This window comes from Shewanella pealeana ATCC 700345 (genome assembly GCF_000018285.1).
GTDB lineage: Bacteria > Pseudomonadota > Gammaproteobacteria > Enterobacterales > Shewanellaceae > Shewanella > Shewanella pealeana.
Window position 1 is genome coordinate 5079531 of the sequence record NC_009901.1, and the last position, 12658, is coordinate 5092188.

Annotated in this window: 12 protein-coding genes; 5 read left to right on the forward strand and 7 right to left on the reverse strand. The window is 46.8% G+C overall.

What is annotated here, in order from left to right; genetic code table 11:
- Positions 1 to 14 precede the first annotated feature (14 nt).
- The 5 genes from SPEA_RS21945 to SPEA_RS21965 all read right to left on the reverse strand — a co-directional run bounded on the left by SPEA_RS21945 (position 15) and on the right by SPEA_RS21965 (position 5426).
- The gene (locus SPEA_RS21945; RefSeq protein ID WP_012157373.1) at positions 15 to 419 is read right to left on the reverse strand and encodes an acyl-CoA thioesterase; all 405 of its coding nucleotides are present in this window, start codon (positions 417 to 419) and stop codon (positions 15 to 17) included.
- Between the two features lie 356 nt (positions 420 to 775).
- Positions 776 to 2572 carry an AMP-dependent synthetase/ligase gene (locus tag SPEA_RS21950; protein WP_012157374.1) on the reverse strand — a complete coding sequence of 599 codons (1797 nt, stop codon included), beginning with the start codon at positions 2570 to 2572 and terminating at the stop codon, positions 776 to 778.
- A gap of 290 nt (positions 2573 to 2862) precedes the next feature.
- Positions 2863 to 4167: a hypothetical protein gene (locus SPEA_RS21955; protein WP_012157375.1), complete on the reverse strand. Its 1305-nt coding sequence runs from the start codon at positions 4165 to 4167 to the stop codon at positions 2863 to 2865.
- A complete protein-coding gene (locus SPEA_RS21960; protein ID WP_012157376.1) occupies positions 4164 to 5006 on the reverse strand; it encodes an ABC transporter ATP-binding protein in 843 nt (280 codons plus the stop codon). Before SPEA_RS21960 ends, SPEA_RS21955 begins: the two co-directional genes overlap by 4 nt.
- A gap of 45 nt (positions 5007 to 5051) precedes the next feature.
- Positions 5052 to 5426, reverse strand: coding sequence for a GntR family transcriptional regulator (locus SPEA_RS21965; RefSeq protein ID WP_012157377.1), 375 nt, complete (start codon positions 5424 to 5426; stop codon positions 5052 to 5054).
- Positions 5427 to 5516: 90 nt separating this feature from the next.
- Between SPEA_RS21965 and SPEA_RS21970 the strand changes: the two genes are divergently transcribed.
- From SPEA_RS21970 to SPEA_RS21985, 4 genes are all read left to right on the forward strand, one after another.
- Positions 5517 to 7076, forward strand: a complete 1560-nt coding sequence (locus tag SPEA_RS21970; protein ID WP_012157378.1) for an alpha/beta hydrolase — start codon at positions 5517 to 5519, stop codon at positions 7074 to 7076.
- Positions 7077 to 7086: 10 nt separating this feature from the next.
- Positions 7087 to 7821, forward strand: a complete 735-nt coding sequence (locus SPEA_RS21975; RefSeq protein WP_012157379.1) for an ABC transporter ATP-binding protein — start codon at positions 7087 to 7089, stop codon at positions 7819 to 7821.
- 24 nt (positions 7822 to 7845) lie between these two features.
- A complete protein-coding gene (locus SPEA_RS21980; protein WP_012157380.1) occupies positions 7846 to 8991 on the forward strand; it encodes an ABC transporter permease in 1146 nt (381 codons plus the stop codon).
- A gap of 78 nt (positions 8992 to 9069) precedes the next feature.
- A complete protein-coding gene (locus SPEA_RS21985; RefSeq protein WP_012157381.1) occupies positions 9070 to 9300 on the forward strand; it encodes a hypothetical protein in 231 nt (76 codons plus the stop codon).
- A gap of 38 nt (positions 9301 to 9338) precedes the next feature.
- Here the strand turns inward: SPEA_RS21985 and SPEA_RS21990 are convergent, their stop codons facing one another.
- Positions 9339 to 10346: a GlxA family transcriptional regulator gene (locus SPEA_RS21990; RefSeq protein ID WP_012157382.1), complete on the reverse strand. Its 1008-nt coding sequence runs from the start codon at positions 10344 to 10346 to the stop codon at positions 9339 to 9341.
- A gap of 125 nt (positions 10347 to 10471) precedes the next feature.
- On the opposite strand from SPEA_RS21990, the gene SPEA_RS21995 reads away from it, so the two are divergent.
- Positions 10472 to 10744, forward strand: coding sequence for a hypothetical protein (locus SPEA_RS21995; RefSeq protein ID WP_223296544.1), 273 nt, complete (start codon positions 10472 to 10474; stop codon positions 10742 to 10744).
- A gap of 59 nt (positions 10745 to 10803) precedes the next feature.
- Here the strand turns inward: SPEA_RS21995 and SPEA_RS22000 are convergent, their stop codons facing one another.
- On the reverse strand, positions 10804 to 12462 hold the full coding sequence (locus tag SPEA_RS22000) for a methyl-accepting chemotaxis protein (protein WP_012157384.1): 1659 nt from the start codon (positions 12460 to 12462) through the stop codon (positions 10804 to 10806).
- Between the last annotated feature and the right edge of the window lie 196 nt (positions 12463 to 12658).

Below are 12658 nucleotides of genomic sequence, written 5' to 3' on the forward strand. Positions count from 1 at the left end.
TTATTCGCCAGTAGCTATTCACCAATAAGCAGTGCCAGTTGCTGACGAATACTCTCGCTCAATGGCTGACTCTTTTCGTTGGTGTAATCGTAATGCACCATGGTGGTTTGCGCTTCGGCGGTCTTCTTGCCGTTCTGCCAGCAACTTTGAGTCAGTTCAAAACTACTATTACCGATACGACTCACCCAAGTTTTTACTGTGATATCGCTGGCAAAGTAAGTTGGCGCATTAAAGGCGATGGTGAACCCCGCCACAATCAAGTTCCACTTAGACAAGTCTTGCGTCGGGTTAAAAATCTTGAAAATCGGCTCACGTGCGGCTTCGAACCACACAGGGATCACTGTGTTGTTGATATGTCCTAAGGCGTCGGTTTCACAAAATCTTGGCTGTAGGGTTAAGCTAAATGCAGTTTCAGACACAGGTTATAGTCCTTGTTGTTATCGTTATTGCTGTGATCGTTATTAGAATTTAATCGCCACCATTCTACCGATAAATTGCCAGCTTAGAAGCGCATCGAGCCAATTGGTACTGGCAGTGCTGGAACTAAAAATTTGCAGGGCTAGAAAGATAATAATTTACCACAGAGGACACGAAGATCACGAAGAAGTGCCACCAAGTGCTTTTCTTGGTGTTCTGTGTGTAGCAAGCGAAGTAAGCGCTTGGTGGCTTAAGGCTGAAAAAGTAAAAGATCCACCTACTGAAGTAGGTGGTTTAGGGCTGAAAACAAAAAAAGGATGCCTAAGCATCCCTTTCTATTCAACCTGTTAAGCGCGTATTAGCGGCTATACATCTTATCGATTTCACGAGCGTACTTGTTGTAAATCACCTTACGACGCAACTTCATCGTTGGGGTAATAAGGCCTGCTTCCATAGAGAAAGCATCTGGCAACAAGGTAAACTTCTTAATCTTTTCAAAGCCAGCTAGCTCGCTTTGCAGAGTCTTAAGGCGTTGCTCAAAGTGTTCAACTACGTGAGTATGACGCAATAGATCCAGCTGCGACTCGTAATGTACGCCCTTCTCTTTTGCCCAAGCTTCTAATGACTCAAATGCAGGTACAATCAAGGCTGTCACATAGTTACGCGCATCGGCAACAATCGCCACCTGCTCTATGAATGGGCAGCAACCTACCTTACCTTCGACACGTTGCGGCGCGATATACTTACCATTTGAGGTTTTCATCAGCTCTTTAATACGGTCTGTAATAAACAGGTTGCCGTTTTCGTCGATACGACCCGCATCACCCGTCTTCAACCAACCATCTTCGAATGCTTCGGCAGTTTCTTCAGGGCGATTGAAATAGCCACGCATTACGGTATCACCGCGTACTAGAATTTCGTTGTCTTTACCCAGCTTAATCTCGGCTTCTGGTATGACTTGGCCGTTAGAGCCTGGCACACGGTTACCTAAGGTATTACAGGTCGTTGTTGCAGTGGTTTCAGTCATACCGTAACCACATAGCACTGGGACATCGATGCTTTGGAAGAAGGCACTGACGTTTGGATCTAAAGCTGCACCGCCACAAGGCATAAACTTAAGACGGCCACCTAAAACCTGCTTTAATTTACTGAAAACCAGCTTATCTGCCAGTTTCCACTGTAGGTTTAAGCCCAATGATGCTTTATGACGACCTTGACCGACTTCAGACTGTTTATGACCAACAGACATGGCCCAAGTGAACATCTTCTGTCTCAACTCTGGTGCTTTAATCACCTTATCTTGCACGGCGCTATACACTTTCTCTAAGAAGCGTGGCACCACACATAGAGTATGCGGGCGAACTTGCACAATCGCCTCTTTCACTGCCATTGGGTTAGACAGGTAAACGTTATGACCACCGCGACATAAAACGTAGAAACTCCAACCGCGTTCAAATACGTGGCTCAATGGCAAGAATGCCAATGACACATCGCCCGGTGTGAACGGTAAGAATTTGTCGTGCTGACGCACCATAGAAGCAATGTTGCGGTAATCGAGCATTACGCCCTTTGGATCACCCGTTGTACCTGAGGTGTAAATTAGCGTCAGTAGATCATCTAAATTCTTATCGTTCAAACGCTTTTCAAGTTCAGCATCTGCAGCGCTATCAATTTCGCGCTCCAATAGATCATCTAGATAAAAATGATTTTGTAGATCTTGCAGTTCAACAGATTTGTCGAAAACTACTACGCGAGTCAGGCTGTCACACTGGGCAACCAAATCACACGCCATGGCATACTGAGCAGCGTCGCCAGCAAAAATCAATTTCGCTTCGGCATCGTTAACTATGTAAGCAGCTTGTTCAATTGTGCTAGTCGGATAGATAGGCACAACTATCGCTTTAGCCTTTAATAGGCCTAAATCGGCACAAGTCCACTGCGGACAGTTCTGTGACAAAATAATTGCGCGGTCTTGTGACTCAATACCAAATTGAATCAACACTCGTGCAATTTTAGAGGTGATGGTATCGAATTGACTCCAGCTCACCTGATGCCAAGGCGCTGCAGTTTCGAATCCTTCGAGCGCAATAGCATCGCCAAGTGCTTGGCTCTGTTGCTGTATTAATCGTACTACGTGATATTGCTCGAGCGACATAAAATGGCTACCTTTTAGCTTACAAGTGTTCCGCTTTTTCGCAAGTTTACTCGAAGAAACTATAAACACTAAGAGTTTTTGCTCTAATTTTGTTAACTAACACACAAAAAAAGGCCTTTGTGTGGGGTCAAATGCCTACATTTAACAACAAGTCTTTTAAGCTAAGCATATCAATTAAAACAGAAATATTTCATTAACACTTGTACGTATTTCCTGCGCACAACGAGACAAAATAAAGATTAATTTTTAATCATTATGTCTATTTTACCTCAAGAATCTAAATTTTAGTCCTATGACCGCAGCAGATCGCCTCGCCATAAGCGCCGCTTAGCAAACCATAATGTAAATAGAGAGAAAACAACGAAGGCGAGATCCCAGTGAACTAAACCCCACACTTGCTCACCGCGTTCAATATCCGCTAACCCAACCGACACCCAGCCCGACAGCAAACCAACCAAGAAGATTAAACCCGAGATCTGCAACGAACTTCGGCACATAGAGCCAAGTCCTAAGCTCAAGCTACAACCAAACAGTGTGGTTAATACGATATGTAGCCAGATAGAGGCATTGATAACGGGATTCAACAGACTCACTAAGCTTGCGGTGATCACCATACTGGCCACCAATATGAATAACAGCCGATATTGCGCCTTCATAAAGGCATTAATCATGCCCTGCTTGCCATCAAACCCTGGAAGAATGAACAGGCTTTCTACTGCGCGCCAACGCTGAATACGGCTCCAGTGCAACATGCCACATAAGATACAATTAAACTGCACCAGCAGCACCAACACAGGTAACTGCACAGCCATATAATAGGCAATCACGGCTAGCACTAAGGTGATCAACGGCATCGCCAATAGCATGACGCTAAACACAGGGCCAATAAAGTAATTTGCCGGATGCAGGCTGCGTTCGAGCCGGTTTAATAACTTAAATGATTGTGGTGACGGTAGCCAGAGCCAGCCCACCTCGAGTCCATTTAAATAAACACTGCGCGCCCTACTGTTCCACGTTAACTGCGACAGTTTTTGCCACAGGAACACCGCTAACACTAAGACGGTAAACAGCAATATAAAACTGCCACCTTGAGGTAAAAAACCAACTAAAACAGGCTGCATAGGTAGCGAAACATAGAGTAAAAATGATAGATAAAAAGCGTGACTGCTTATCAAGCTCAGATAGATAAAACTAAAGCTAAATAGCAAAGTCAGCAGCACCTCATCAGCCTTATCTATCGCATCATGGGCCAACAAAAAACCTGTCGCGATCATGATGCTGCTCAACAATAAGCCCAGGGACTGCAAAAACACACTCAGCCGATACTGAGGGACTAACGTTGCCCACTCTGTCGCTGCCAGACGATTCATCTGCCACGCAATAGCAATGCAAGTGGAGGCGACAAACATGTTCATCAGCAAGATCAGGGTATCGACTTCTCGCTCGGCGTCATCGGCCAACAAAAAAGGCAGGCCTAAGGCCATAATTAGCCCTAACAAGCCCACCCCGAGAAAACTGACACAACCTAAATCAAACAACCACAGACGTACGCTGCCCTTTAGCCACGCTCCAGAGGTGATAAACGCTCTGTTCATGTGTGCAGCTCCATAAATAGCTGCTCTAAATTGAGTGGCTCAGCCGCCACAAGCCCATCAAAGCTCTGGCGATAGTTGTCCACCAACACCTTATTACCCTGCCGATTTAAAACATTGAGATCATCGGGTAGCTGGGCTTTATCTTCGAGACAGAGCAATTTGACCTGTTCACGCAGTTCATCGATCTCTTTAAACATCACCAGTTCGCCTTTTTTAATCAGCGCGAGATGACTGGCGACACGTTCAAGATCTGAGGTGATATGGGAGGAGAACAACACACAGGAGCCGGATTCGATGGCAAGATCGAACAAGTCAGCCATAAATTTACGTCGCGCTATTGGGTCTAAACTGGCGACGGGTTCATCTAAGATCAGTAATTTGGGGCGATAAGACATGGCCATAATCAAGGCCAAAGATTGACGCTGTCCCACAGATAGGCGCTGGACTTGCTGTTTAGCATCGAGATCGAAACGTTGCAGCCATTCGGTCTCTAGCGCCATGTCCCACTCGGGATAGAAGCTGCGGTGTAGATCTAACGCTTTGGCCACACTAAAACCTTCGTAACCAAAAGGCTGCTGCGGTACATAGCCAATTTGCATCTTCAGCTTTGCGCTTAACTCTTTAACTGACGACCCCAGTACATTAACTTCACCAGACGTAGGCTCCATAATGCCTAACGCACAGCGCATCAAGGTCGATTTACCCGCACCATTTTGCCCTAGCAGGCCAACAACCATGCCGGGATAGAGACTCAAGCTCAAAGATTTTAAGGCACTCTGGCCATCAAAACTCTTGCTTACCTGTGTAAATGCTAAGGTCGGCGTTTCGTTCATTTCCATCGAAAATTGTCCTTTAGTCCTGCTTATCACTTATGCAGCTTGGTGCTACTTTTGCCAGCGTTCTCCCAGCAAGGTTTGTAACCCTTCTAAATCTATCCCTAGCTGCTGCGCTTGCTTAATAAGTGCATCTACTTGAGGAAAGATGAGTTGGCCACTGTTATTAGTTTCATTTTGCTCTCTTTGAGCCACCCGAGTGGGCTGACCACGGCGACGTTCCAACCAGCCTTGTTCGACGAGTTGCTGGACCGCACGCGATACCGTCATCGGATTAACAGTAAGGTGTTCTGCCATCTGGCGCACAGACGGTAATACTTGATCACTTTGCAGCTGGCCGCCCACAATCAAACGCACAATCTGCTCGCTCAATTGTCGATATATGGGTTCACCACTACTAGGGTTGACATTTAGTTGTTCTAACATTAGCCTTCAGTTACTGTATTAATACATTGATACACCGATACAGTACAAAGTTAACATAGATACGCAAAATTGCAAAAAGGAATCAGTATCATGCTCCATGGAATGTACTCTCAACTACGCGCTCGGGTTTCACCTTCGTTCTGGCGTCATAAACCCGCAGCCATTGCCGTGCTACTTGGAGCTGGCCTAGTTATTCCTGCTGCACAGGCGGACACTTCAGCCAACACTGCTCAGGTAACGCCTAACAATCAACAAGCCTGTTACGTCGACGGCCTCTCAGAGCAGATGCAGTGCGGCTCTATCCTGGTTCCAGAAAATTACGCCAAGCCAGACGGTAAGCAGATTCAAATTCACTATGTGGTGATGCCCGCCATTAAGCCCAGCGACAAGGTCGAAGCCCTTTTAGCGATTGCTGGCGGCCCCGGGCAATCGGCAATCGAGAATGCTCAAGGCTTCGATCGTATGCTCACTAAGGTACGTCAGACTGAAGATGTCATTCTTATCGACCAACGCGGTACGGGTCAGTCAAACCCGCTGCAATGCATAGGTGATGGTTTTGAAAGTGCACTCGCTATTAATGAAAGTGATTTTGATACCCGGGTCGAAACTCAAAAATGTCTCGAGAGCTTAGATGCGGATGTCACCCAATACGGCAGCCTGAGTGCACTTAAAGATTTTGAAGCAGTAAGACAGCACCTTGGCTACCAGAAGCTGCATCTATACGGCGTATCCTATGGCACACGCATGGCGCAGCTCTATATGCGTCACTATCCAGAGCACCTAGCAACGGTCACCTTAGATGGCGTAGTCCCTATGCAGCAGAGCGTACTGGCCATCGGCAATGCTATCGCTCGCGCCTTCGATCTTCTGATTGAAGACTGCGCTAACAACGCCCTCTGCCACACACAGTTTCCAGAGCTAAGAGCTGATCTTGAAAAAGTCGATGCCGAGCTAGCTCAAGCCCCCAGAGTCAGCCAAGTACCGGATCCACTGACGGGCGAATTGACCCAGCTGACCATGACCCGCAGCAAGTTTAAAGGCGCACTACGCATGGCGCTGTATTCTCCAAGTACGCGTTCGCTTATCCCCCATGCGATTCACCAAGCAGCCAATGGCAACTTCCAACCTATCACTGGCTTATACGCCTTAGGGATCGATAATGCCGGCATCGCCATGGGCATGCATGCCTCTGTGGTCTGTGGTGAAGATTGGCAGCGACTGTCGCCTGAGTTGCGTGCAAAAACCAGTGAGAGCTACTTTGGCAAAGAGATGCTAAAAACCTTTGCCGAGTCCTGCGCCGTATGGAGTGTGCCAGCGGTGGATGCCAGCTTTAGCGACCCCATCGCCAGTGATATCCCCACTCTTTTACTCTCGGGCGAACTCGACCCTGCCACACCGCCAAGCTGGGGCGAACTTGCCATGGAAAAGCTCAGCAATGCTAAGCACTTTATCGCCCCCTATGCGACTCACGGCGTTGCGTATCAGTCCTGTGGTAATGATCTTATTGCAGAGCTGGTAGAGCAAGGTTCGGTCGCCGAACTCGATGCAGAATGCCTCAATGAGGATATTCGCCGCAACTTCTACCTTAACGCCAGCACAGTAGAAGCGATCCCGTCAGCTACCGACGAACAAACAGCCCTGATTAAGTAAGGAAACCACCATGATACAAGTATCAAATCTATCGAAACGCATCGGAGATGTGCAGGCGCTGAACGATTTAAGCTTTTCAGCACTCGATGGCCAGATCACAGGTCTGCTCGGCCCCAATGGCGCGGGTAAAACCACCTGTTTGCGTACCGTGTTCGGCCTGCTTAAGCCTGATAATGGCATTGCCGAGATCGATGGTATCGATATCGCCAAATCGCCGGTAGCGGCTAAGCAACAGTTAGGCTTGTTCCCCGACCCTTTTGGTCTGTATGAGCGCTTAACGCCACGGGAATATATCAGCTACTTTGCCGAGCTAAATGGCTTAACACGCAAAGAGGCTAAGCTGGCAACGAGTAATGTGATTGAACGATTACACCTAGCCGATATTGCCGATAGACAGTGTAAAGGCTTCTCTCAGGGTCAAAGGATGAAGACGGCATTGGCGCAAGCAATTGTCCACCAGCCAACCAATATCATTCTCGATGAGCCCACCCGTGGCCTAGATGTGATGAGTACTCGCGTGCTACGTGACATCTTGCGTGACCTTAAGAATCAGGGCCACTGCGTGTTGTTTTCAAGCCACGTGATGCAAGAAGTGGCCGCCCTGTGTGATCAGGTGATTGTAATGGCCGAGGGCCGAGTCGTTGCCGTTGGTAGCCCAGATGCACTTTGTCAGCAAACTGGTAAGGCTTCTCTGGAAGATGCCTTTATCCAACTAATTGGTACCGACGAAGGCATCGCAGCCTAATACTGGCGATAAAAGGATTTCAAAATGAGTAATAAAATAATTTCTATGATCCGCAAGGAGCTGATCGACGCCGCTCGTGATAAACGCTCTGTGATGGCGGGCCTCTACTACGCTATGGGCGCCCCGCTGCTGATGTGTGGCATGTTCTTTCTGCTGATCGGTCAGCTAACCAGCCCTGAAGATCTCAATATTAAAATCGATAATGCACAGGGCGCACCCGATCTGGTGAAGTTCCTGTCTAGTCGTGGCATTTCTCAGGGTGATGACACTGAAAAAGCAGACACTAAAGACATTCAACTCATCATCAGCCAAGACTATGCCGCCAATATGGCCAAGGGTCTTAGCGCCGAAGTGACGCTGATTGCCGATGCCTCCGATGAGAAACTGCAGATCTCAATTCGACGTCTCAAAAATAGTCTGCTGGAATACAGCTCAGAGATGGGCAGCCTACGCCTAATTGCTCGTGGTATCGACCCAAGAGTGATGCAGCCGTTAAAGCTCAATATTGAAGATGAAGCCACTCCAGATTCTAAGGCCGGCATGATCTTAGGCCTAGCAACCATGACCATGATCTATGCGGTATTTATCTCTGGTATGAACCTGGCCATCGACACCAGCGCCGGCGAGCGCGAGCGTAACTCGTTAGCGCTACTACTGAGCCACCCGGTTTCTACTTGGGAAATCGTTATCGCTAAAGTAACCGCGGTAACTATCTTTGCCATGGTGGGGCTCGTGCTGACGCTAATCGTGTCTAAATTTGCCTATGCCTTTGTGCCTTGGCAGGAGCTTGGCTTTGCCGTGAGCGTTAATACCAGCTTTATGCTGATGATGCTTATTGTCGGTGCGCCAGTAGCGATTATGGCGGCGTGCTTGCAGCTGTTTGTCTCCTTTATGGCTAAGAGCTTTAAGGAAGCCCAGTCTTACATCACGATCGTGTTAATGGTGCCTATGATGTTAGCCATGGCCGCCAGCTACAACATCGCGCCGGAGACCATTCAGTGGTTACCTGTATCGGGCCAACTTCAGGCTCTTATTGAGTTTATTAAGGGCCGTGAGCTGCCAATGTTGCAACTTGCCGTTTCATCGGCGTCGACGCTAGCGATTGCCTTAGGACTTGCTATCGGTATGCAAAAATCGCTCAAGAGCGAGAAGATCGTCTTTGGTTTATAACTAATCAAAAGGGCTTAACGCTATAGCGTTAAGCCCTCACTAGTGTGAACTTTTCTTGAAGGAATAAGGAGTACCACCATGGATATCCCAATGATTGTGTTAATTGTCGCTATCGTGGCTATCGCCACCGCCGGTGAAGCCTTTAAACACTATTTAAAGTCGCGCAAAATCACTAGCTCAGAGATCACTAACAATGAACTTGAACTGCTGCGAAAGCAAAATCGTCACCTTGAGCAACGTGTGCAAGTGTTAGAGAAAATCGTTACCGACAATAGCTACGAGCTAAAGTCTCAAATTAACTCGCTATAAATCCATATAGCCCCAATACTCATAGCGCTAACAAGCCATTAGCAGCAGTCATGAGTATTAAACTTTTGGCGATAAGCTCGCGGCGACAAGCTTGTGGTTTGTATGAATAGCTTCCTAAAGGAACTCACATCCTCATAGCCGACCTGTTCGACTATCTGCTCTATACTGAACGCAGTCGTTTCGAGTAAGCGCTTAGCCTCATCGACCCTAAGCCGCTGAATATAGCTGGCAGGCGTTTGATTAACCGCACTCTTAAAACGGCGGATCAAGGTGCGCTTTCCCACGGCAAATTTGTCGGCAATGTCATCTAACTGCAAGTGATGCTTAAGGTGCAACTGCATCCAATCTTGAATACGAGTCACTAGCTCATCTTTATGTTGCGGCTCAGCATCTAAGGTCACAAAAGCTTGTTGCGAGGTTCGATTCGGATCGATAAGCAGCACTTTAGCCATCTGCATCGCAATTTGCTCTCCCGCCAATTTTTGTACCAGTTGCAACGCCAAACTCAAGTTGGCACTGGTGGCTCCCGCCGTATAGTACTGACCGTCGTTCATGACCACGTGCTCACTACATAAATCAACCCTAGGAAAGCTACGCCTAAACAACTCGGCTAACCACCATACGCAGGTGGCCTTCTTATCGTCGAGCAAACCAGAAGCCGCCAACATTAAGGTGCCCGAACAATAGGCCGCTATCGGTTTATTGGTCTGGGCAAATTTTTTTAGGGTCGCAATATGGGGTTGAAAATCATCTAGGTAGGTGTTGAGCTGCTTACGATTAGTGATAGTCGCCGAAGCGACGACTAAGGCGTCGGCATGACTAAAGTAATGATCGGCTTCATCATGGGCTATGACTGGCAGCTGCATATTATGATCGCTGTTAATCGGCTCACCATCGGGCGAAATAATCGCACACTCAAATAACACCTCATCGGCATCGGGATGAGTCACTTTCCAGTAGGTATTACAGAAACTGAATACATCCATAAAACTCAGAATGCCCCCCGCCACCGCATTGTCGGCCGCTAGCACTACGATTCGTTTCATAAACGCTCCTCCTTCTATACCACTGTCACTTTTCACCTTTATTTTGTCAATAATGACACTTAAAACCCATTTGTCTAGTTTTTATACTGAAGTCAGTTGAAAGACGTTGTCGCAGGAGCGCCGTTATGAAAAGAGATATCGATGGAAATATTGACCAAAAGATAACTAAGCTGATGAATACTATCCCTAACGACTGGAGAAGCAGCTACGGGTCATTGAGCAGCAGAAAAGCCCCCTATAAATTATTAAGCCTAGGCTACTTGATCCCCAGCTGGGGGCTGCTATTTTGGCTCAATTTCAGCACTGAACCTAGCCTGTTTGGCCACTTTATTGCTATTCCTAGCCTGTTTATGATGACCGGATACTGTGCTTATTTAATTGCTCGTAAAGGTGAATAGACAATACTGAGATTAAAGCTAGCACGCTCTCTAGTGCTAGCCTTTAGCCTTATCTCATATTAAATCTTAAACTCTTGTACCAATCCCGACAGGCGCTTGGCCATTTGGGCTAAGTTTTCGCTTTCTTGAGAGCTGCTCATTGTGCCTGCTGCAGTTTCTTCCGCTGCATTACTAATATTGACGATGTTGGTATTAATCTCTTCAGATACCGTGCTTTGCTCCTCAGCTGCGGTGGCAATTTGAGTGTTCATATCGGTAATCGTCGCAATGGCTTTGGCAATACTTTGTAAAACTTCGCCTGCACTACGGGCGTGATTAACGCTGTCATCCACATATTGGCGGCTATCTGACATGGCGTCGGCAGCGAGTTTTGCGCCACCTTGTAACTTTTCAATCATTCTTTGAATTTCTTCTGTCGACTCTTGGGTGCGACTCGCCAGCGTTCTAACTTCGTCGGCCACCACAGCAAAGCCTCGACCTTGCTCGCCAGCACGTGCAGCCTCAATTGCAGCATTCAATGCCAATAAGTTAGTTTGCTCAGCAATCCCCTTGATAACATCCAAAATTGAACCAATTTGATGGCTGTCATCCTCAAGATCTTTAACTACCTGTGATGCTCTTTCAATGCCAACGGCTAAGCCTTCAATGGTTTGCACTGTATTATTCACCACGGTTAAACCAGCTTGAGACTGGGTATCCGTTTGCACAGCAGCATCAGCGGCATCATTAGCATTTTTGGCAACCTCAACCACGGTAGCAGTCATCTCATTCATCGCCGTCGCGACCATTTCTAGTTCATCACGCTGTGTTTGCACAGAACTAGCTGAATCGGCGGTAATTGCTGCCATACCTTGAGATGATTCGGCTAGTGACGCCGAAGTTTCGGCGACACTTTGTAAACTGGTTTGGAATTTATCTAACATCAAATTAAATGACCTTGATAACTGACCCAGTTCGTCTTGAGAGGTTATGTGGATTCTGCGAGTAAGATCTGAATCGGCTTCAATGGAAGTGATAGATAAACGCATACTATCGACGGTACGTAAGATGGTTCGTGAAACAAACAACAAAATCAATCCGGCCAATGCAAACGAGCCAAGTGTAATAGCACATAGCTGTAAGCGCATGCTAGATAACGCACCAGCAGCTTCGGCCTGAATATAGACTCGTAAAACCTCTTCAGCTTCAGTTAAATCTCTGAAAGTACGTCTAGCCTCATTAGCAAACGGGCTAGCGCCTACACGATACTCAGCCCAAGCCTGTTGCAATACCTCTGGAGAACGTTCAACAGATTTAAGAGCTAACATACGATTACGACCATCTTCTAAAAATGCCTCTGTCGCTTGTTGAGATAAATCGGCTAACTGACGAATCTCACTTCGTGATTCATCATTATCAATAGCACTAATTGCTGTATCTAATCCTTCAAAATGGTTATAGATATCTTGGATCCGGGTTTCGAGTAGCTTGTAGTTTTTGCTGAAATCATCGCCTAGCATGATGCTACGAGATAAGCGTGACACGTAATTCATATCGCGGTTGATAGATAACAGATATTTTTGACTACTTACGGCAGCTTGGTCATATTCATTAAAACGCTGCTCAACTGCGGCAGTGCTATTCACCACATCAACTAAAATCGCACATCCGGCGAAGCCAAATACCAACATTACCGCCATCAATTTTCGTTTAATACTAAATGAAGCTAGCCAATCCATTTTACCACTCCGAATATTCTTCCAATGCGTAAGCGCAATTTTCATTCAGAATAGAACAAGTCATTTATAGTTATTGAGATATAAACACATGAATTTTATAAAAGTTTGTGAAGAAATATAAAAGTCGAGTAAAACCCCAGCTCTGCCGTGGCTGGGCAGGGCTGTGCAATAGTTGAATATAAATAAATCGATGTAG